The sequence below is a fragment of the Paenibacillus canaveralius genome (assembly GCF_047238265.1).
Classification (GTDB): Bacteria; Bacillota; Bacilli; order Paenibacillales; family NBRC-103111; genus Paenibacillus_F.
Map to the genome: position 1 here is coordinate 377,848 of NZ_JBDFMM010000001.1, position 22,222 is coordinate 400,069.

15 protein-coding genes are annotated in these 22,222 nt (G+C 55.4%); 11 read left to right on the plus strand and 4 right to left on the minus strand.

All coding sequences use genetic code 11. From position 1 onward, the window contains the following. The first annotated feature begins 78 nt into the window (after positions 1–78). The 5 genes from ABC395_RS01730 to ABC395_RS01750 all read left to right on the plus strand — a co-directional run bounded on the left by ABC395_RS01730 (position 79) and on the right by ABC395_RS01750 (position 8,921). The gene (locus ABC395_RS01730) at positions 79–948 is read left to right on the plus strand and encodes a DUF6597 domain-containing transcriptional factor (protein ID WP_413000317.1); all 870 of its coding nucleotides are present in this window, start codon (positions 79–81) and stop codon (positions 946–948) included. Positions 949–1,012: 64 nt separating this feature from the next. Then, positions 1,013–1,501 carry a DinB family protein gene (locus ABC395_RS01735; RefSeq protein WP_413000318.1) on the plus strand — a complete coding sequence of 163 codons (489 nt, stop codon included), beginning with the start codon at positions 1,013–1,015 and terminating at the stop codon, positions 1,499–1,501. Positions 1,502–1,987: 486 nt separating this feature from the next. Beyond that, positions 1,988–7,459, plus strand: a complete 5,472-nt coding sequence (locus ABC395_RS01740; protein WP_413000319.1) for a glycerophosphodiester phosphodiesterase family protein — start codon at positions 1,988–1,990, stop codon at positions 7,457–7,459. A 307-nt stretch (positions 7,460–7,766) separates the two neighbouring features. After that, complete coding sequence (locus ABC395_RS01745; protein WP_413000320.1) at positions 7,767–8,507, plus strand: stalk domain-containing protein; 741 nt, start codon at positions 7,767–7,769, stop codon at positions 8,505–8,507. Between the two features lie 42 nt (positions 8,508–8,549). After that, complete coding sequence (locus ABC395_RS01750) at positions 8,550–8,921, plus strand: DUF898 family protein (protein ID WP_413000321.1); 372 nt, start codon at positions 8,550–8,552, stop codon at positions 8,919–8,921. Positions 8,922–9,128: 207 nt separating this feature from the next. On the opposite strand, the gene ABC395_RS01755 is transcribed toward ABC395_RS01750, so the two are convergent. Then, positions 9,129–10,706 (minus strand): M4 family metallopeptidase, encoded by a 1,578-nt coding sequence (locus ABC395_RS01755; RefSeq protein ID WP_413000322.1) that lies wholly within the window; start codon positions 10,704–10,706, stop codon positions 9,129–9,131. A 569-nt stretch (positions 10,707–11,275) separates the two neighbouring features. On the opposite strand from ABC395_RS01755, the gene ABC395_RS01760 reads away from it, so the two are divergent. Then, positions 11,276–12,895 carry a glycoside hydrolase family 13 protein gene (locus ABC395_RS01760; protein WP_413000323.1) on the plus strand — a complete coding sequence of 540 codons (1,620 nt, stop codon included), beginning with the start codon at positions 11,276–11,278 and terminating at the stop codon, positions 12,893–12,895. Positions 12,896–13,051: 156 nt separating this feature from the next. Then, positions 13,052–13,915 (plus strand): NAD-dependent epimerase/dehydratase family protein, encoded by an 864-nt coding sequence (locus ABC395_RS01765; protein ID WP_413000324.1) that lies wholly within the window; start codon positions 13,052–13,054, stop codon positions 13,913–13,915. A 267-nt stretch (positions 13,916–14,182) separates the two neighbouring features. Here the strand turns inward: ABC395_RS01765 and ABC395_RS01770 are convergent, their stop codons facing one another. After that, positions 14,183–14,590 carry a YuzC family spore coat inner layer protein gene (locus ABC395_RS01770; RefSeq protein WP_413000325.1) on the minus strand — a complete coding sequence of 136 codons (408 nt, stop codon included), beginning with the start codon at positions 14,588–14,590 and terminating at the stop codon, positions 14,183–14,185. Positions 14,591–14,800: 210 nt separating this feature from the next. On the opposite strand from ABC395_RS01770, the gene ABC395_RS01775 reads away from it, so the two are divergent. The 4 genes from ABC395_RS01775 to ABC395_RS01790 all read left to right on the plus strand — a co-directional run bounded on the left by ABC395_RS01775 (position 14,801) and on the right by ABC395_RS01790 (position 20,765). After that, a complete protein-coding gene (locus tag ABC395_RS01775; protein ID WP_413000326.1) occupies positions 14,801–15,763 on the plus strand; it encodes a DUF4097 family beta strand repeat-containing protein in 963 nt (320 codons plus the stop codon). Positions 15,764–16,099: 336 nt separating this feature from the next. Beyond that, on the plus strand, positions 16,100–16,384 hold the full coding sequence (locus tag ABC395_RS01780) for a GNAT family N-acetyltransferase (protein ID WP_413000327.1): 285 nt from the start codon (positions 16,100–16,102) through the stop codon (positions 16,382–16,384). A 339-nt stretch (positions 16,385–16,723) separates the two neighbouring features. Beyond that, a complete protein-coding gene (locus ABC395_RS01785; protein ID WP_413000328.1) occupies positions 16,724–18,481 on the plus strand; it encodes a fibronectin type III domain-containing protein in 1,758 nt (585 codons plus the stop codon). A 232-nt stretch (positions 18,482–18,713) separates the two neighbouring features. Continuing rightward, positions 18,714–20,765: a glycerophosphodiester phosphodiesterase family protein gene (locus ABC395_RS01790; RefSeq protein ID WP_413000329.1), complete on the plus strand. Its 2,052-nt coding sequence runs from the start codon at positions 18,714–18,716 to the stop codon at positions 20,763–20,765. A gap of 156 nt (positions 20,766–20,921) precedes the next feature. Here ABC395_RS01790 and ABC395_RS01795 read toward each other — a convergent pair whose 3' ends face one another. Together ABC395_RS01795 and ABC395_RS01800 are read right to left on the minus strand one after the other, a co-directional pair. Continuing rightward, the gene (locus ABC395_RS01795; protein ID WP_413000330.1) at positions 20,922–21,371 is read right to left on the minus strand and encodes a hypothetical protein; all 450 of its coding nucleotides are present in this window, start codon (positions 21,369–21,371) and stop codon (positions 20,922–20,924) included. Positions 21,372–21,391: 20 nt separating this feature from the next. After that, positions 21,392–22,033 carry an iron-containing redox enzyme family protein gene (locus tag ABC395_RS01800; RefSeq protein WP_413000331.1) on the minus strand — a complete coding sequence of 214 codons (642 nt, stop codon included), beginning with the start codon at positions 22,031–22,033 and terminating at the stop codon, positions 21,392–21,394. Positions 22,034–22,222: the final 189 nt, after the last annotated feature.

Here is a 22,222-nt window from a genome sequence, read left to right on the forward strand (position 1 = left end):
AATGAGCCTTGCCCGGCTTTTGCCGCGGACTTATAGTGGGAGATAGAGGAAAAAGGGCGAGGAGGCTTTTGGGGGAAGATGGATGCGAAATTGCACGACTTATTCCGGCCCGTTCAGGCGAACGGAAGAATTTCTTCCTATATATATGCGGAAAAACCGCCGTCCCCCGCCCTCAAGCCGTACGTATGCTGTTATTGGCAGTCCGAACCGCGCGTAGCCGGGGAGGCGAAGCCGCTCTTTCAGCCCGGCACGGTGGACCGGGTGCTTCCCGACGGATGCACGGATATCATATTTACGGAGAATCTGGCCTCGGGTGAATGGAATGTTAAATACTGCGGCACTTTCCAGCAGGCTTTTACCATTTCCTACGCGGAGGAAGCGCCCGTGAGAAATTTCGGAATCCGTTTTATGCCCGGCGGGGCGTATCCGTTCTTGAAGACGGCGGTGTCCGAATTTCACGATCGGGCGGTTGCGGCGGAGCAGATCGGTCCGGTTATCGGGGCGGAAACCGTGGAACGTATGCGGGAAGCCGGATCTTTCCGGGACAGAATCGGAGCGGTCGAAGCGTGCCTGCTGCGGCAGCTCGTTAACAAGGAGACGTACGGGGACGCCCGGTTGAAAAATGTGCTGCACCGCATCTTTCTTACAGGCGGTGAGGCGACGATAAGCGAGCTGGCGCGGTCCGAGACCATCAGCACGAGGCAGCTTCACCGTTCTTTCCGGCAATGGGTGGGCCTCAGCCCCAAAAAATTTGCCGAAGTCGTGCGGTTCCAAACACTCCTTAGAGACATTCAGGCGGGTTCCGTCAGCAATTGGGCGGCTGTGGCGGCGGAGCGCGGGTTCTTCGATCAGGCGCATATGATCCGGGAATTCAAAAGATTTTACGGGGCTTCTCCGATGCAGGCGGCAGCCGAATACCGGGGCATGTCCGATTTATCCAATCGGTAAAGGTCCGTGTTTGGTTATACTGATATGTGTCTACGATGGACATTGAGAAAGGATGAAGCTATCTATGAACGGGGTTATGCAAATCAGGGATCATCTTCTGGACGAGCTTGAGCTGTCGGTCCGGACAAGCGAGACGCTGATCAGGCGGATCGGACCGGAGGAGTGGGCTTTCGCCCCGGGGAATAACATGCGGACGCTTCTTCAGCTCGTTCATCATATTGTCGCTATCCCGGCTTCGGATTTGGCCATTCTGCAGGAGAAAACGCAGCAGGAGGTTGAACTTGTCGAGAACGGCGCGCAGGACATTACGGACCCGGAACAGCTGGCGGAGCGGCTGCGGGCCCACTTCGATACCCTGAAAGCCTATATGGTATCACTAAGCGAGGAAGAACTTTTGAACAAAGAGACGAAAGCCTTCTATCTGGAACACGCCATGCCGCAAATCAAATGGCTGATCGAAATCGTAACGCATCTTTTTCACCACCGTTCGCAGCTGTACAATTATTTGAAGCAGAACGGCCATGAGCTGAACTTCTTTATGCTGTACGCTTAAAATAAAAAGAGGAAGGAGCCCAGCACCTTCCTCTTTTCCTTCCGGGAGCCGTACCGACGGATGGATGGCTGCGTTATTGCGGAACCCGCCGGTTGACCGGCGGGTTCTTTCTTTTGAACAAGGTCGGGGGGGAGTTCTAAATCCGATTGCCTTTCTCCATTTTTTGTGCCACGCGGCCAGAACCGCTCAAACAAACGTAAGAGTCCGCGTCCGTCTACACCTCCACACCCTTACAAAATCTTCAAGCATACTTAACGCAGCGCTGACATAGTACTGGTAGAGTAAGGGACATGCAGGAATAACTGAATATCCAAGGGTAAGAGTCCAGGAGAAAACCCTTTATGCACAAACGATAAATGCCTTGCTTCGGCATTTCCGGTTTGATGGATAGAGGGTTTTTTTGTTGTTCTCTCCTTGGCGTCCGGAACCGATCCGGATATCTCATCCGAAAGGAATGGATACGAAATGAGGAGATTTTCCCGGTTTTTGAGCCTGGTTCTAACCGCCGCTTTGCTGTGCGGTACGGCTCCGCTTGGCCTGTTCGACGGGGCGGCGCACGCTGCCGACCCGGGGAGGAAGGAGTTGGATGTCCGCAAGACGCTGACTCCGCCCGTAATCGACGGCAGGATTGACGAATCGCTCTGGAACGTCAGCGAACCGATGAATGTCCGGACAGGCGAAGGCACGTTTAAAAACGCCCGGTTCGGAATGCTGTGGGATAACAAGTATTTGTATATCGGCGTAAAAGCGGAGGACGACACGCTGTTCCCGGGCGGAACGGGGTACTGGTTCGAGCAGGACGCCGTCAACTTCTTCTTCGATCCGTCCCTTCACCAGTCGGCGCCTTTCGCGGCCGACGATATGCAGGCGGGCTTCGTGTACCGGCCCGGCTCGACGCCGGAGTTTCATTTCGGGGCGGCCCTGGGCAATCACAGCGGCAAAGACGAGAAGAAAATCTTGAGGGCGATCGCGGCCGGTCAGGACGGCTGGACGCTGGAAACCGCGATTCCGTGGGAGATGCTCCGTTTCGACGCGGGCCTGCAAAAGCAGCTCGGCTTTGAAATCGGCGTAACGGACCGTTACGAAGCCGATGCGAGCAAGCAGCGGACGAGCTACTGGAGCGCGTTTAACTCCAAATCGTTCTGGAACGACACGGCCGGTTACGGAATTCTCAACCTGAAAGACGAGAATCCGGTTTCCGCTCCAATCGATCCCGTGCTCCTGCAGGATAATTTCGACGGTTACGCGCCTGGGCAAACTCCGGCCGGCTGGATTTCCGATGTGAACGCGGGCAGCGATCCCTTTACCGTCGTTCAGGATACATACGGAAACGGCCGCATGAACTTCGACGGGAAAGCTTCCGGGAAACAGGCCCGTATCACCGCGCCTGTCCAGTGGGACGACTACACCGTTGAAGCCGACGTGAGGTTTGAAGGCGTGCTGAACGACGCCAGGTGGGCGGCTCTCATGTTCCGGGGAGCGGCCGACGGGAAAAATCCGTACAACCAGATGGCGGTCCGCCGCAACGGGACATACGAGCTGGCTTACCGGATGCCCAATAACAACTGGGCTTCGCCTACGCCTGTAAGCGGCATGTGGAAACCGCTGGAGCTCGACAAGGAGTATACGTTGAAAGTCCGCGCAGTCGGAAACAACGTCAAAGAATATATCAAAGCCAAGGACGAGGCGGATTTTACGCTTCTCATGGATCAGAACTTTTCTTCCAATCTTCTGGAAAAAGGAAAGGTCGGCTTTCAGGCCGATCAGAGCAAGGTTTCGTTCGACAACCTGAAGGTGACGCGGGTAACGGCCGATCGGCTGGATGTGACGATACCGGGCACGCTGGAAGCTTTGAAGGGCCCCGCAACCGTTACGGGCAGCGTGTATTATTCCGACGGGTTGACGGAAGTTCCGGCGCCCGGCGCGATTCGTCTCTACTCGTCCGATGAATCGGTGATCAAAATCGTGAATAATCAGCTTTATCCGGTAAAAGCGGGCAAAGCGTCCGTGAAAGCGGTCTACGCCAACGCGGAAGCGGCGCGTGAAATCACCGTCACTCCATCGGCGGCAGGCGCTCAAGCCGTCAAGCTGCAGCATGCGGAAGGCTATGTGCTGACGGATACCGGCGCGAAGCTGGACCTCAGCACGGTGAGCTTCCAGGCCGAATTCAGCGACTTTTCCAAAGGCACGCTGAAAGGCGGAGAGCTTCTCTGGAAACCGGCCGGCCAAGAGATCTCAGTCGGAGGCGGTACTCTGCAGGTGAACACAAAAGGCGCTTATCCCGTTACGGTTCAGAAGGATAACGCTTCGCTCACCTTAATGATCATCGCCAAAAATCCGGGTGAAAAGGAATATACCCTGTACGAGGAAAACTTCGATCAAACGGCCGAAGGTACTCTTCCGAAGGACTGGACACGCAAAGAAGGAACGACCGCTTCTGCGGCAGCCGTCAAATCGGGTGCATTCGAAATGAACGCTTCCGCCGCTCCGGACAACCCTTCCCGCGTGCTGCTCCCCGAGTATCTGGGGCTGTTCGGCAATTACAAAATCGAAGCGGATATCACGCATTTGTCCGCTAATGATGCGGCACGGTGGAATTCGATCATGTTCCGTATCCAAAACGACAACATCCCTTATTACCAGATGGCCGTGCGTCAAAACGCGGTTGCCGTCAACGGAATTGAATTCGCGGAACGGACACCCGCTAACGAATGGAATGTGATGGACCGGGGTTCTTACACCGAAGCGATCGATTCCGCGAAAATGTACCGTTACACGGTAAAAGCCTACAACGACCGCGTACAGGAATGGATCGGCGACAAGCTTCTCGTCGATACCGATAACGCGGGCGCTTACAAGAAGGGCCGCATCGGGCTCCAGGCGAACGGAAGCCGCATGAAGGTGGACAATATCCGCGTCACCCTCCAGCAGGATGCGCTTCCTCCGCTGCCTTCCGAGCGCTTCGTGCAGGTGGTGGAGCCGGAAACGAAGATTTCCCTGGCCCCTACCGTGGTCATGGAACTCAAATCTTCCGCCGACCTGGTTAAGCTGCAGGGAACAGCTCTGCCAGCGACGGCTATGCTGTATGTGAACGGCAATCTGAAAATCACCTCTCCCGGAGGCGCCGAAATCGGCAGCCTGGACGACATCCTGGCAGCGCTGAACAACAAAGTGATTCCGGCTTTCTATGTACGGGATGAGGCGGGCACCGACAAGCTTGTCGAGGCGCTTAAAGCGAGAGGTATCGAGGACGCGTTCATCGTGTCCGACAAAGGCGGGCTGGTTAAGAAGGCGCGTCAGGCTTACCCGATTATCCGCGGCATTGTGGACTTCCGCCAGGCCAAAGCGGATACCGCCGAAGAGCTGATGGAAATCCGCCGCCAAACGACCGTGAACCTGGCCAAAATCGCGCTCCTTTCCCAGAAAGCGGCGACGCGTGAGAGTATGGCTTATCTCCAGCAGCGTGCTTTGGTGGTATGGGCGCAGGATCAATCCTCTCAAACGGACAAAACCGTGTCTCTGCACACGTTGATTACGGGCGGAGCGAACGGGATCGTTACGGATGCGCCGGAAGCGGCTATCGGAGCGCTGAAGCTGTATTCCAACGGGACAACTCTGATTCGGAAGCCTTACATTATCGGCCATCGGGGCATTCCATCCGAAGCTCCGGAGAATACCATTGAAAGCAACGCGCTTTCTATTGAATACGGGGCCGATTTTATCGAAAACGACATGTATTTGACTAAAGACGGCCAGCTTGTCATCGTTCATGACTCAGTCTTGGAAAATACGACGAACGGAAAAGGAAGAGTCGAAGACTTTACCCTCGCCGAGCTCAAAAAGCTCAACGCGAACAAACCGTTCCCGAACGGGTATCCCGATGTAAAAATACCGACACTGGACGAGCAGATCGACCTGGCCAGATCCAAGGGCCGCATGGTAATGGCCGAAATCAAAACCAGCACGCCTGCGGCGGTCGACGCTTTTGTAAGAATCATCAAGGAAAAGAAAGCCGAAGACCTCGTCGATGCGATGTCCTTCGATACGAATCAGTTGAAGCGGCTGGCCGAGCTAATGCCCGAAATGCCTTCGGGTCTGCTGACAAGCGGCTATGCCAACGAAGCCAATGTCAACAAATCGCTGAGAGAAACGCTCAAGGTACTGCAGCCTTTGAACGCGACATTCAACACGAGCTACGGCGGGCTCGGTAAAAATTTCATGGAAGCCGCGAAACACCGGGGCGTCATCATTTCTCCGTGGACGTTCAACAACAAGAACGATTTTATTAAGTTCTTCGGGCTCGGTGCCTTCGGCATTACGACCGATTATGCGTCCTGGTCCGCGGATTGGGCCGCTGCGGTTAAGCCGGCAAAGAGCGCATACAGCCTGTCTCCGGGTGAAAAAGCGGCGCTCGCACTGGAAGTGGAGTCCTACAGAGGGACGAAAACGAACGTCGCACCGGACATCGTTTTGCTGGACGGTCAGGATGTCGTGGACGTAAGCGGCAGCCAAATCACAGCCAAAAAAGCGGGAAAAGCCCATGTTCTCCTGCGGTACACGGCTTCTATCGATGCCGCTAACAAATATGATCTCTACACCCAGCCCGTTACTGTCGAAGTAAAAGGCGGAGGCAGTGATGGAGGCAGCGGCGGCGACAATGGAAGCGAAGGCAACAACGGCAATAATGGCAACAATGGTGGCAATAACAACGGAAACAGCGGTAATAACGGTGGCAATAACGGGAATAACGGCAGCAATGGAAATAACGGAAACAACGGCAGCAGCGGCGGGTCTGCCGGCAAGGTGACGGCATCCGGGGGTGCCGTAGACGCTTCCGCCCTGCGGGAAGCGCTCAAAACCCACCCGACCGTAGAGATCGCCTACACGGGCGATACGGTCGAAATCCCGGCGTCCGCCCTGACCGACGCCGCTCCGGGCAGCCGGACACTCGTCATCTCGGGTCCGGCCGGCAAATACACCGTTCAGCTTCGGGATTTGAAGCTGGACGAAGCGGCACGCAGGCTGGGAGGCGATGCCCGCAGCATGACGGTCCGCTACACCCTCCGCTATGCGGCGGACAGTGAAGCGGCCGCGATCGGAACAGCCGTGAAAGCGGCAGGCTTCCAGTCCGGGGGAACGCCGGTACAGCTGGAAATCGCGGCGAGAGGCCAATCCGGCGGCTCTGCGGCGCTGGAGACAAAAGGACAGCTGGAGCTGATCCTGGACGGGACATTCGACGCGAAGAGAGCGACAGGCGTGCTCGCTTACCCGAATGAGAAGAAATTCTCATTCGCGCCGTCCCTCTTCGCACCGGCGGGCACGGCCAAGACGGCCGTGACGTTCAAGCGCAGCGGCAGCGGTTTCTACGCGGTCGTAAGCGGCGCGCCTGTCTTCGCCGACATGGCCGGCCACTGGGCGCAGGCCGATGTCGAGCTGCTCGCGGCGAAGCTCGTCGTGGAAGGCAGCGGCGGCGGCCGGTTCGACGCCGAACGCGGCATTACGCGCGCCGAATTCGCGGCGCTGCTCGTCCGGGCGCTCGGCCTGCCTCAAGCGGCCGGGCCGGCAGCCTTCGGCGACGTCGGCTCCGCCGACTGGTTCGCCGGGGATGTGGCCGCCGCGGCGGCAGCGGGTCTGATCGGCGGCTATGAGGACGGCTCGTTCCGTCCTCAGCGCCCGATCACCCGCGAGGAGCAGGCGGCCATGCTCGTCCGCGCCCTGCCTTATGCGGGCGCGGCATCCGCTGCGGCGCTCACGGAGCCGCAGCGGGAAGAGATTCTTGCCCGGTATACCGATTCGGGCAAGATCGTCTGGGCGCAGGCGGAAGTAGCCGCAGCGGTTCATGCCGGTCTCATGAACGGCATGACGGACGGCACGCTGGCGCCGGAAGGCGAAGCGACCCGCGCTCAGTCCGCAGCCATGCTGCGGCGGTTCCTTGTCACCGCCGGCTTCATCAACTGACCAAGGACGCAAGCGGAAGTACCCGGTTCAAAACCTGCGCAGAATTTCTGCGCAGGTTTTTTTGCGTGTTAAGAACTTTGCGTACAGAAAATTTTGTGTGGGAACGCCTCTTGTACATGGCCTGTCACACCGCTTGAGAGGTGCCGTAGGGATACTTCTTATTTTTGTAATACAAATACATTTAAATAAATTAGGACAAATGACTCATAATTATGCTGGAAAAGCCGATAATAATAGGAGTATATGCCTAATATTGAGTGGTTGCCTTTTATAAGAAAGGCAGCTGATACGAGAAGGGGGATTCATTTTGCTGAGAAAAACGTCTTTTCTGGCGGCGCTTCTACTAATGATGGCCGTGGCAAGCTTTTCGGGTGCGGCAATGGCAAGAGATTATCTTCTGCCCCACAGCGCTTATATCGAAATTTGCGAAGAAGATCCGGGGGATCAGTTGTGTCAAAATTTTTGTGAAGATTTCCCGGACACGCCCGTTTGTTCCGGAGAAGAAAGCGGAGCAGAGGAAGCCGGAGGGGATACCGTGCAGGCCCGGCTGGATGTCCAGTTTAACCGGATGAACATCAAAGTGAACGGCCAGGCTTTCGTGGCACCCAATATTTTGTATGACGGGACTACCTATCTGCCCATACGGGACCTGGCTGATTTGCTCCAATTGGACGTGAATTACTACGGGGAAACCCAAACCGCCTATATCGGCCAGCTCCCCGCCGGTGAAGTGCCCGACGAGGTTATCGACGAATGGGAGAAGCAGAGATCGGAAGAGCGTGCGGATACGGCAGCCGGAACGCTTGTGCCGGGCAGCGGAACGATAGACGTTTATCTGGATCGTGTGCAGGTGAAGGTGCATGGGGAAAGTATTACCGCAAGTACGTTTCTTTACGACGGAACGACGTACGTTCCGATGAGAGCCGCCTGCGATATTCTGGAGCTGCCGGTTAACTACTACGGCCCTTCGTCTACCGCTTATATCGGGGAAGTTCCTGCGGGTGAAGTACCCAAGGCCGAAATGGATAAGTGGAAGTCCGGTAAATAAAACCTTTTTAAGCTGAATAAAGAAGGGAAGATCACTACAAATATGGCGAATACGACGATCAACGTCACGCTCCCGAAGGATTTCGATTTCGATTCCAACCGGAGGCCGCAGGGCGGCGAATCTTATTTTGACGGAGGATTGCTGGAACTCATCGGCCTGTATTTGCTCGGAGCCATTATCACGGGCATTACGGCCGGTATTTGTTACCCGTGGAGTCTCGTCATTATCTACCGTTGGAAAATCGAGCATACGGTTATTGAAGGCCGCCGGCTTCGTTTCGAAGGAACGGCAGTGGGGCTTTTCGGCTCCTGGATCAAGTGGTTCCTGCTCGGTCTTGTCACGCTCGGCATTTATTTCTTCTGGGCGGGCATCAAGCTGGAGCAGTGGAAAACCAGACACACGTATTTCCGTTAAAAAGAACAAGACCGCTTGGGCGGTGCCTGGCCGGTGCAGGCCAGGTTCCGTCATAATCCAAAGAAACCGCAGTCGTCTCCGGACGGAGGACTGCGGTTTTCTTATGACCGGCGGTCGGCAGACGCAAACTTTACGGAAATGCCGCCGCCGGAGAGGAGCGCCGGCGATGCTTAAGCCGCCCGCTTACCTCCTTACCGGGTAAGCGGATTAATTCACGCCGACCGCGGTGTAGGCTTTGCCTACGGCTACGGCTTCGGCAGAGCCGGCTCCGTACAGGTCTACCGCCGATTGTACGGCAGCCGCACGGATGTTGGAGAAGTTGGAGTATGGAGACAGGTAGTTGGTCAGGGCGTGGTAGTAAATCTTGATGGCTTTGTCCCGGCCGATGCCCGTTACGGAAACGTTATAATGAGTGCCGCCTTGCGCGATCAGGTAGAACGCTTTGTTGTTGATGCCGCTGTTCGTGTGAACGCCTCCGTTATCGGAAGTGCCCGTGTAACGCTTGCTGTAGTGGTTAGGCTGATTGAACTGCTCCGGATTGGAGAGGGAGCGGATCGCGTCGCCCGCCTTGCCCGGCGTGTAAATATCGTCCCCGAGCAGCCAGTTGGTGTTCTGGATCGTATTTCCGAAAATGTCGGAAATCGATTCGTTCAGGGCACCGGATTCGCCGTAATATTCCAGGCCGGCCGTATATTCGGTTACGGCGTGCGTCAGCTCGTGACCGATGATATCCGGATCGCCGGAGAAGGGCAGGAAGTTGACGCCGTCGCCGTCTCCATAAACGATCTGTACGCCGTTCCAGAAGGCGTTGTTATAGTTTTGTCCGTAGTGGACCGTTGATTTGATCAGCTTGCCGTTGCCGTCCAGGCTGTTCCGTCCGAACTTCGTTTTGTAGAAGTCGTAAACTTTCTCCGCGTAAGCGTGAGCGTCTACGGCTGCCCGGTCGGTCCAGTTGCTGTTGTTGGTGCTTGTTTTAAGTACCCCAGGCAGAGAGGAACCGTTGTTGGCGCTGTATGTTTCAATGCCGTTGCCGCGCGTGGTATCCTTCAGCTGGAAAGTCGAGCCGCTTTGTGTCGTGATGAACTGCTTCGTATCGCCCAGTACGCCTGTGCCCGTGCCTACGGCGCGGTCAAGGAGGTCGTACTTCTTCACGATAGAGCCGTCAACGGCATCGATAAAGTAACGGGTACGGATCGGGGACGGTTCCAGTACGTTCACCTCTGTCGCATAGGTGAGCACGTTCTTGCCTTCCAGCGGATAGATCGTCAGCTCCGCCTGTGCGGGCTTCTGCTGCTGGCCGAGCTTGCCTGCGGCTTTCTCGGTGTCCGCAATAGCGGTTTTAATCGCATCGGAAGCGCTGATTTTGGCTTTCACGCCGTTGGCCACTTCCTGCTCCGAGTCCGCCAGCACGCTTCCGAGATAAGAAGACACGTTGCCGCTCTTATCCAGATGCACCGTCTGTTCCGCTCCGTAAACCGGAATTCCTTGGATATACTGCTTCAGGCGGTAGTGAGTCGTGCCGCTTGCGGCGTCGCTCTGTTTGTTAACGATTTTAAGATTTTCCTTTAGGCTTCCGCTCAGGCTCAGCGCCTCTTTCTTATGATCGAGGAATCCCCACACTTTATCTTCGTTTGAAAGTCCGGCCGGCGCTTTCCACGTTTCCCCGATGAATTTGGGGGTTACGGATTTCGGCGTCGCAACCTCGGCGGTTGCTGCACCTGCAGGCAGAGCGGATACGATCAGAAGTGTTCCTCCGAGTACTAGCGATGTCAGCTTCTTTTTCATAAATACAATCCCTCCTAGGAAATGGTTGACGTCCGCTGTGCGGCGCCCCGGGCAAAACGCGATAGCCGGTTGATCTGAGCTGCGGCCTTACAAACAGCCTTACAAACCGATTGGCATCACCCCTTTCCAAGTGGGTCGAAAAAGCGGCCGTTAGAAAACGGCGGGACGAGGAAAGAACGACAGAATTAATATGCAAGTATTCAGGTAGGAAAAGTTGTTTTAATATCTGTAGTATAGAATGTGTTCACAGTCCTGTCAAACATTTTTTATAAAGTTTAACTAAAATTGTAAATTATGAGCGATGACGAACCGTTAGAGGGGGAGGCGGCAAAAGGAAGGAATGAGGAATTAACCACAGGTTATTGACCGGGGGTATAATATTGACAGTGTCGTTTGCTTGTCTGTCACGTTTACGGAACAAATATATTTTTGCGTGATGAATCCGGTAAAATCAGGCGCGGCCATGTTGAACGGGGCACCTGGCGCGTGCGGCTTTTAAAGGGGAGAAGCGCCCCTGTGCCGAATTAGTAGATCTGGATACCGATCTTAACAGCGAGGAGTGTAAGCGCATGCAAAAAACGTGGTGGAAAGAAGCGGTTGTCTATCAGGTGTACTGGAGAAGTTTTTACGATACGGACGGAGACGGATACGGGGATTTGGAAGGTGTTATCCGCAAACTGGATTATATAAAAGAGCTCGGCGCGGATGTGATCTGGCTGAATCCCATTTACGGATCACCGGATGTCGATAACGGATACGATATATCGGATTACCGGACCGTGATGGCCAAGGCGGGCACCATGGAGACGTTCGAGAAGCTGCTCAGCGAAGTCCACGGCCGGGGTATGAAGCTGATTATGGATCTGGTGGTCAACCACACGTCCGATCAGCATCCCTGGTTCACGGAATCCCGCTCGTCCAAAGATAACCCCAAACGGGATTATTATATCTGGCGCGGGGAAGCGAACAACTGGAGATCGTACTTTACGCCTTCCGCCTGGGAATACGACGAAGTGACGCAGGAGTATTATTTTCACTCCTTCGCAACGGAGCAGCCGGACCTGAACTGGGAAAATCCTCAGGTGCGCGAAGAAATTTACGATATGATGCGGTTCTGGCTCGATAAAGGCATCGACGGCTTCCGGATGGACGTCATTAATCTGCTCGCGAAGCAGGCGGGTTTTCCCGATGCGGAGCATCCGGAGAATATTTCGTATCTGGGAAATAACCCGGGGATACATGAATATTTGCAGGAAATGCATGAGCGGGTTCTGAAGCATTACGACATTTTTACGGTCGGGGAAATTCCGTTCGTCACGCCGGAGGACGGGCTGCTTTATGTAGGCGAAGACCGCGGCGAGCTGAATACTTTGTTCCATTTCGAGGTTTGCGACTACATGGCTCACTGGGAGATGGACAAGTTCAAAAGGATTCAGAAAAGGTGGTACGACGGCATGTGGGGCCGGGGCTGGAATTCCCAGTTCCTGAACAACCACGACCATACCCGGCTTGTAACCCGGTTCGGCAGCGACAAGGAGTATCGCGTGCAATCGGCCAAATGCTTTGCCGTGCTGCTTCACACTCTTCCGGGAATGCCATACGTCTACCAGGGGGAAGAAATCGGCATGACCGGGGTGCGGTTCGATTCGATCGGGGATTATAACGACATCGCGTTAAAGAACAAGTACAAGGAAGAAGTGGAAAAAGGCCGCGACCCGCAGGAAGTTTTCGAGAGCCTGCTGCACTTGGCCCGGGACAATTCCCGGACTCCCGTACAGTGGGACGGTTCGGCCAACGGCGGGTTTACGGACGGCACCCCCTGGATCAAGGTGAATCCAAATTTCCGGGAGATCAATGTGGAGCAGGCGCTTGCCGATCCGGATTCCGTTTTCTACACGTACCAGAAGCTGATCCGGCTCCGCAAGGCAAATCCGGTCATGGTTTACGGGACTTACGAGCCTCTGCTTGAAGAGGATGACCGGATTTACGCGTTCCTGCGCGTGCTGGACGGCGAGAAATGGCTGATTCTGCTGAATATTTCGGATGGGAGTACGGTTTGCACGCTGCCGGAATCCATAGCCTCAGCGGAAAAAGAACTGATTCTTGCGAATTACGAGGTGAAAAGTCCGGCCGGCTCTTCATGGAACTTGAAGCCATACGAGTCCCGGATTTACCGGGTGAAGAGTTAACGGAGACAGATACGGCGGGGGCAGCCGTTCCGCCCATCGTTCGCTTTCTAAAACATTGATTAGCTTAAAAAGGCTCGGCCTGTCACAAAAACGCTCTTTCCTTTGTCTAAGGGGAGAATACAATCCCGCTTGGGAACTCGTAAAGGAGGGCTGGAGATGAAAATTTTCGTGGCAGGCGCTACGGGAGTAATCGGACGATCCTTGCTCCCGCTTTTGATAAAGGAAGGGCACACCGTATACGCCATGGTGCGCGGCAAGGCGGGGAAGGAAGCGGTGCTTGCACAAGGGGCCGTACCCGTTGAGGCGGATGTCTTCGACCGGGATGAACTGATCGCACAGCTCCGGAGGGCAGAGGCCGAGGTTGTGATTCATCAGCTTACGGCGCTCAGCGGGTATAATCTGGAAGAGAACGCACGGATCAGGAAGCAGGGCACGCGTAATCTGGTGGATGCCGCACGGGAGGCGGGAACCGGGAAAATGATTGCCCAAAGCATCTCGTGGATGTACGAGCCCGGGGACGGGCCGGCCGGCGAAGACGTGCCGCTTGATCTGGAAGCTCCGGAGCCGAGAAAAACGACGGTGGACGGCGTAGCCGCACTGGAACGTGCAGCGGCCGAGATGCCGGAGTTCGTCATTCTGCGGTACGGGCTGCTGTACGGCCCCGGAACCTGGTATGCCCGTGACGGGGCTGTCGCGGATAAGGTCCGCGGCCGCGAAGTGAGGGCGACTGAAGGCGTCACCTCCTTCCTCCATGTGGAGGATGCCGCAAGAGCCGCGCTGGCAGCGCTGGAGTGGCCTTCGGGGGCGGTCAACATCGTCGACGACGAGCCGGCCCCGGGCACGCTCTGGCTGCCCGCTTACGCTTCGGCGCTCGGAGCCCCCGAGCCGGAGTTCCAGCCGGGCCGAAGCCGGGGCGAACGCGGAGCGTCCAACGCCAAGGCCCGGCGCGATTACGGCTGGGAGCCCGTGTACCCGAGCTGGCGCGAAGGGTTTAAAACCAGTCTGGCGCAGGAGAAGTAGGCGCGCCGGCCGATAAGGACCGGAGGAGAGGATTCCTCCGGTCCTTTTGGTTTGCGCGGCGGCGCACGCAGTATTTGGCGCCGCGTTTGGGTGGCCGCGGGCCGGCAAGCCGAGGCAAAGCCATCCGGGCTGCAAGAGAGGGGCCACCAGGTCCGCAGGCTTGCGGCGCTTCCCGGCAGTCCGCTCTGAGGCGTCGGCCTAAGTCCGCCCGGTCCTGGAGCCGCCAACCCCCGTGCTGCACGCTTTGCTTTCATGCCGCTGACGGCTTTACTGTCCCCACTTCAGGGACATCGTAAGGGCGCAGCATGCGAGTTCCTGGGCGCCGGGCGTCACGGTCACGATCAGTCCGCTGGGAGTGTACCGGGCGGCCAGGACGGAGGAAACGGCGATGCTCTTCATAAGCCGGTCGACCTCCTGCTTGCGGCCGGCCTGCGCCGCCGTCATCAGCCGGAAGGCAAAGGGCTCGTCGGACAGCCGGGCAAGCACGACATTGCCGTCGGCGAGCAGCCTGCGGAAAGAAGCGGCCGACGAGATCAGCTGCTTCGGATCGGCGGAGGGGTACCCGGTATTTTCCGGGAACCGGGTAAAGGGAGGCCCTGCCGGCCAATTGTAAACGGAAGGTGCGAAATCGGGGAGATGGGACGGATACGGGAGAGGATAGGGGGGACTGTACATGCTTACAGGCTCCTTTCCGAACGCTCTTTTGTTCATTTTATGAAAAAGCGGGAGGTTGGTGCCCGGCCGTTCCCCCTGGACCTCAGACGGGGAAGAATTACCTTCGCAGGTCCAATGCGGGCAGTCAATATCTGGTGATATACTTTGAAAGCGAGGTAAGGCTCGGCTGAATTCAAGAACAATGTCGGTTGATTGGAGTGGAGAAATTACATGAGAAGAAATATGGGTTTTCTATTGATTGGCGTAGGAGTGCTGGCTCTGCTGTATTACTTTAATCCGGTAGGCGTGTTCTCCTGGAACGGACTTTCTTTCAAGACACAGGATATTCATCTGGAGAAAACGGCGGAAGGAGCTCCCTTACAAAATATTATCGTAGAGACGGGAAGCGCCGATGCCCGGATCGTCAAGGGCGAGGGCAATCAAGTGAACGTACGCCTGGACGGCAGCGTAAGCAAAAAGCAGGCTGAGAAATTTCAGCTCAAGGTCGATTCCAAAGGCGATACGCTGTCGGTCGGAATCGAGGAACCGAGCGAAATCGGGGTAGGCGTAACGATTGTCAACGTGGAGTTGGTTGTCGAGCTTCCCGAGAAAAACTGGAATTCCGTTCGTGTACAATCCGGCAGCGGTAATATCGAATTGGAATCTCTGAAAGGGAATGCCGTCGAGACCAAAGCGGGAAGCGGCGATACCTCACTCCGTGAGATTAAATCCGACAAGCTGGTTGCGGATGCGGGGAGCGGAGCTATTTCCGTGACCGATGTCCAAGGAGACGCGATCATGCTTAAAGCGGACTCCGGCGATATCAGAGCCGAACAGTATGCGGCGAACTCCCTGAAATTCGAAGGACACAGCGGGAATGTCGAATTAAAGCAGGGCAAGGCTTCCCTGCAAGGCGAGACGCATTCCGGCGATATCCGCCTAGAAGCGGGCGAGATTTTGCGGGATGCCGACCTGAAATCCGGCAGCGGCAACGTGAAGATAGAATTGTCCGAGGAGCCCAAATCGCTGGCAGTGGACTTCGAGGGCGGCAGCGGCAACGGAAGCGTCGACTGGGAGAACTTCTCCTCAGAAGAGAAGAACGAGAAGAAAGACCGGCTGAAGGGCAAATTCGGCAGCGGTGAAGTGAAGCTCAAAGTAAGAACCGGCTCCGGCGATTTTCATCTGGTGAAATAATCCGGGACGCAAACAATTTACGGAAAGAAAGCCTTGACCCGGCAGAAGGGTTAAGGCTTTTTTGCGGTTAATCGAACGTTTTTATAAAATTTTTTTGATGCAGGTCGGGATTGAAGTCCCGGTTTAACAAGTAAATGGCCCGATAATCGGTTACGCGGATTTCCCGGACTCGTTTTTCTTTCATTTTTTCACCGCCTTAACGAATGCTGGCCCGTAAATGCCTGATAGAATGGCCGGCCTTCCGCTCTCATTTTGAGTTTGCCAAGTTTCCGGAAAAATAGAAAGGCTAAAATATGGTTAATAATAAATAGAAAAGATAAGGAGGAGGCCAATATCATGAGAGAAACCGTCAAACAGGCAAACGGCTACACGGTCATGGAAAACGGGGAAGCGGTCGCCGAAATTACGTATCAGCCCTTAGGCAGCGAGTCGCTGGTGATTGACCATACTTTCGTATCCGAAGCTCTGCGGGGCCAGAAGGTGGGCGAGGAACTGGTCCGGGCCGTCGTCGATCAGGCGAGGGAAGAGAAGAAGACGGTCGTCCCGGCCTGCTCGTACGCGCATGCCCTTTTCAAGCGGCACAAGGAATATCACGATATTTGGCGGCGCGAAGAAGAATAGACGTACAGCATGACGGGAGCTCGGTTGAGCAGAGGCCCGGGTTTAACCGGATTGCCGTCGTCACAGACCCGGCGTAAACCGGGAAAGCGTTCATTCCAGACGGAATGGCGCTTTTTTTATGTCCGATTCTGTAATCTTCTCCCTATATTCAATAGATTTATCCCTACTTTTGGTTATCTGCCCGTGTTTAAATGGAAGTAGGAAAGGGCTTTCATTCCTTTCGCCAACCGTTTTTAAATCCATGAGGAGGTGGAAGACGCTTCGCACTTCGGATGCAGCAGGCATTCCATTCCGCGTTCCCCGGAACGCAGATCAACCAATTCAGGAGGGATCTCATTTATGAAAAAGATTTTAACCGGTCCAAAATCGGTTGTGAAGAAAACCGCCGGTTTTCTGTTGACCGCGACGTTGTTCGCCTCTTTAATTCCCGCAATGGCTTCGGCGGCCGATCGTGGAGCTTGGGCGTCATCGGTTTCCTATGCGGTTGGCGATACGGTCACATACAGCGGCAAAACTTATCAGGTCGTACAGCCGCATACGTCGTTAAACGGCTGGGAGCCGCCTAACGTTCCCGCCCTGTGGAAAGAAGTTCAAGGCGGAGGAACAGTCGACAACCAGGCACCTACAGCGCCGACAGGCCTGAAGGTTTCCGGAACGACGACTTCCACCAGCATCACGCTGGCCTGGAATCCGTCCACCGATAATGTCGGTGTCGCGGGCTACGATGTTTACAGAGGCACTACGCTTGTTGGAAGCGTTTCCGGCAGTACGCTGACTTATACGAACACGGGATTGACGCCGAATACGGCTTATTCGTACACAGTGAAAGCGAAAGACGCGGCAGGCAACGTGTCGGCGGCAAGCAGCGCGCTCAGCGTGACTACATTGCCTTCGAGCGGCGGCTCCGACACCCAGGCGCCTACGGCACCGGGCAACCTGGCCGCTACCGGCTCGACAACGTCGAGTGTCTCCCTGTCCTGGAGTGCGGCGACGGATAACGTCGGCGTAACCCAGTACGAAGTCTACAGCAACGGCTCCCTGGCGCAGACGGTAACGGGCTTGTCCGCCACCGTAACGGGCCTGGCGGCCGACACTTCCTACTCCTTCACGGTGAAGGCGAAAGACGCCGCAGGCAACGTATCCCCGGCGAGCGCGGCGGTTACGGCCAAAACCCAGCCGACCGGCGGAAGCAGCGGTCAGCTGCCTAAGCATATCGTGACCGGCTACTGGCAGAACTTCGTTAACGGAGCGAAAAATCTCAAGCTGAGCGAAGTGCCGGCCGAGTACGACATCATTGCCGTATCGTTCGCGGAGATGGACCGCACCAAGCCGGGCGGCGTTACCTTCGGCATCGATCCCGATCTGTCCAAAGCATTGGGCGGTTATACGAATGCGGATCTGATCAACGATATCAAAGCGAAAAAGGCGCAGGGCAAGAAAGTCATCTTGTCCATCGGGGGCGAGAAAGGCAACATCGACCTCAGCAGCGCTTCGCCGAACGTGGCGAACTTTGTGAGCACCATGTCCGCTCTGATTACGGAGTATGGTTTTGACGGCCTCGATGTGGATCTGGAGCACGGCTTCAACGTTCCGAACCTGACCACGGCGGTCCGCCAAATTCAGGCGAAAGTCGGTTCCGGCTTTATTCTGACCATGGCTCCGCAAACGATCGACATGCAGAACAACCAAACAAGCTATATCCAGTTCTACAACAATGTAAAAGACATTACGACAGTTATTAACACCCAGTACTACAACTCCGGCTGTATGCTCGGCCGTGACGGCAAATGCTACTCCCAGGGAACCGTTGACTTCCTGACGGCTCTTACGGATCTCGCGATCCAGTGGGTATCCCCTAGCCAGCTCGGTATCGGCGTTCCGGCAACCTCTTCGGCTGCGGGCGGCGGTTATGTATCCGCATCGGTCGTGAACAACGCGCTGAACTGCCTGGCAACCGGCAACAGTTGCGGAAGCTACAAGCCTGTAGCGAAATACCCGGACATCCGCGGTGCCATGACTTGGTCCATTAACTGGGACGGCATGAACGGCTACAGCTTCGCGAAAACGGTTAAGCCTTTCCTTAACCAGCTGCCTTAATATCCGGCTTGAGATAAGCATGGATTGCTCTAAAGACTTCCCGACGAATTATGGTCGGGAAGTCTTTTATTTTTGTAAGAAAAGTTTAAGGAAAATTCAAACATTCTTTATAAAGAATTGATTACCCGCTAATGAGAACTTGATACAATGAGGGAGTATCCACCATAATCTGCTAACATACATGGGATTTACCGGGAGTGGGGACATTTCACCATATGTAAGGGGGAGAGCCGTGCAGCAACCGGCAAGATTTTTCAAGTACCTGAAACCTTCCACAGGGAAAGAGCGCAAACAGTCGACACGTCGTTGGAACATTTTCTATGTGGGGGTTACGTTGGCACTGGTGGGCATGGCGGTTCCGTTTCGTGCGGGCATGCCGCAGGCTCATATGGCCGATGCAGGAAGTCAGGCGCTTGGAAGCGGAACGACGATTGCAGGCGGAACCCCGGATCACCCGAACATCCTTTTGAATAAAACGAAACAAACCGGAACGGCCGCAGCGGCAGTGTCCACCGGAGGCGGGGCGCCTCAACCCGCCGGCGGTGCAGGCGCCGGAGCGGCAGCACAGCCGGTGAAGCAGCCCCCGGTGGCCGGCGGGAAGCTCGTGCAGGTCACGGAGCCGGAGACGGGCATCGCCATCGCGCCGACTATCGTGACGGAGCTGCGCAGCAGGGAGCAGCTGGAGGAGCTGTCCGGTCCGGCGAAGCCCGCCACGGTTATTCTCCATGTGGGCAGCGGACTCCGCATCACGGACCCGTCCGGCAAAACGGAGCTCGGTACGCTTGAGGCCGTCCTCGATGCGCTCGGCCGCCGGATGATCCCGGCTTTCTACGTCCGGGACGGCAAGACGGCGGACAGCGTGGCCGGGCTGCTGAAGAAGAACGGCATCGAGGACGCTTTCGTCGTGTCCGACCAAGGCGAGCTCGTCAAGCGGGCCAGAACGCTGTACCCGGCCGTGCGCGGCATCGTGGATTTCAGCTCGGCCGGCAATTTGTCGGCGGAAGATCTGCTGAACATCCGTCGCAAAACGACGGCCAGTCTGGCCAAGATCGCCATTTTGCCGGGTGCCTCGGCATCCCGCTCCTCCGTCGCGTATCTCCAGCAAAGGCTGATCGTCGTATGGACGAAAGAGGCGGGGACGAAGACTGCCCGGGATTTGGGACTGCATACGCTGATTACGGCCGGGGTCAACGGTATCGTGACCGACTCGCCCAAGGCGGCCTACAAAGCGCTGAAAGTGTACTCCCACGGAAACACGCTGATCCGCAAGCCGTATATCATCGGTCACCGGGGCATGCCGTCGAAGGCTCCCGAGAACACGATCGTCTCCAACCGGCTCGGCCTGGAGGCGGGAGCGGATTTTATCGAGAATGATATGTATTTTACAAAAGACGGCCGGCTCGTGATCATTCATGACCCTTTGCTCGAAAGCACGACGAACGGCAAAGGCAAGGTCGAAGATTTTACCCTGGCCCAGCTTAAAAAGCTGAACGCCAACAAACCGCATCCGGCGGGATTCCCGTACGTCCAGATACCGACGCTCGAAGAGCAGATCGATCTCGCCCGCAGCCAGGGCAAGATGATTATGGCCGAGATGAAATCGAAGAACCCGGCGGCAATGGATGCTTTTGTTAAGGTGGTTAAAGCTAAAGGCGCCGAAGATCTCATCAACACGATGGCTTTCAATCCGGACCAGCTGAAACGCCTCTCCGAGCTGATGCCCGAAATGCCGATGGGACTGCTGACGGGTGAAACCGCCAATGAGGCGAATATCGACGGATCGCTGACCAATACGCTGCGGCTGATGCAGCAGAGAAATACCACGTTCAATACCACTTACAAAGGGCTGGGGCCGAACTTTATGGAGGCCGCCAAGCACCGGGGAGTTCTGATTTCTCCCTGGACGTTTAACGATAAAAGCAATTTTGCGAAGTTTTTCTGTTACGGCGCGTTCGGCATTACGACGGACTACGCGTTCTGGGCTTCGGACTGGGCGGCCTCGGTTAAACCGGTGCAGGACCATATCGTCGTCGGTAACTACGAAAGCAGGGACTTGTCCGTCCTGATGGAAACGTTCAAAGGCGACCGTCTGGAGAAGGCGGCCGATGTGATTCTGCTCGACGGCGAGAGCAGCGTGGAAGCTTACGGAAGCCGGATCACGGCAAAAAGGCCCGGCAAAGCTCACGCCCTGCTGAGATATACGGCGGTTATCGACGGCGGGAAGTATGACTTGTATACGCAGCCCGTCACGCTTGAAGTCCGGGATATTAAAGAGCCGGGCTGAGTGAATTCTTTTTTTGACCGCGGGTAGACAGTTTTTACGAGGAAAAGCGCACGATCCCGAGGGGATCTGCGCTTTTTTGTTTGACGTGCAGACGGACATGCGCAAAAAAGCCCCGGTTTCCTAAGAAGGAAACACGGGACTATCGGCGTTCGGCCGTTATTTGCTTTTGATGAGATCGTTGGAGCTGATGCCGAGGAAGTCGAAAGCTTCTTTCAGCATAACTTGATCTTCTTTGTTCCAATAGCTTTTCTGAATATCGGAAATGTTCGAGTTTCTGGAGATGCGGTCCATCTGCATCTTCATGATCGAGCCGCTGCACAGTACGGCAATGTGAGAAACATGAGGAAAGACCGTTCTTTGGGCTTCTTCCCAAATGCTGTTGACTTCCGGCGTGAACACGATCGGGCGTCCGTCGCGCTCCATGAAACGGTTGTCGACGAGCAGTTTTACTTTGCCCGATTTGGCGCTGTTTTCCACGGTCTCGGTAATGATGCGGGCCGCTTCCTTGGCTTCCTCGACCGTCAGGTTATCGACAACCTGCCAGGCGAAAACAAGGTTGGCCTTATCCATGCTGGAGCTGAATTTATCTTTTAGTTGCACGCTCATTTTTGCTACCCCTTCGCGAATTATTTAAACCAAGAAGCCAGCATGACGTCCAGCGTGTTGCAGGTATACTTCACGAGATGTTCGGCTTCCTGCAGCTGTTTTTCGGTCATGTTCTGGATGAGGTGATAAACCTGGCTGTGTTCCTCGTCCGCCTCGCAGTGAATCGCCCAGTATTCGAGATCCGTGAATCCGGTCTCCTGCAGGATTTTGTAGGCGTGAAGGTACACGGCATGGGCGAAACCTTCGCTCGTGCTGTTAATGATCAGCAGAGACATGTTTTCATCCATGGCCGCAACGGCGCGGTATTGAAGGGAGATAAAGTGCTCTGTCTCGTAATTGGCATTGTGGTTTTCAGGATCGTCCAAGCCGATGCCGATCATCCATTTGCGGAGCATTTCGGCATGGTCCTTCTCTTCGTCGTAGTGAGTGGAGAAAACGTCGTGATCCACATCCGGGAACCGTTCCCATCTAAGTTTCAGCAGTTCGCCGAAATGTTTGGACAGATGGTAAAGATTGTTGCACCAGACAAAATACTGCGGATCTCTTTCCGCCGGGAAATTCAAAAAGAACGGATTTTGTGTTTTAACACGCTCAAGTTCAGATGAAATGATCCCGCTGATTCTTTCGACTACTTGCTCTTTGGTGGTTGTTACGTTTGTCATTCAGGAATTCTCCCCTTTCTATATTTATATCGGTAAAATAATGTAAATTTTTAAGACAAATAACGACAAAATTCTTTTAAATTATGTTTTGTTGAAAGTTCAGGTGAAGTTTGGGAAGATAGGACTGAAAATACAGACCGGAAATGCGGGACAGGCACGACAAAATCGGGAGATTCTGCACCCGGTTAA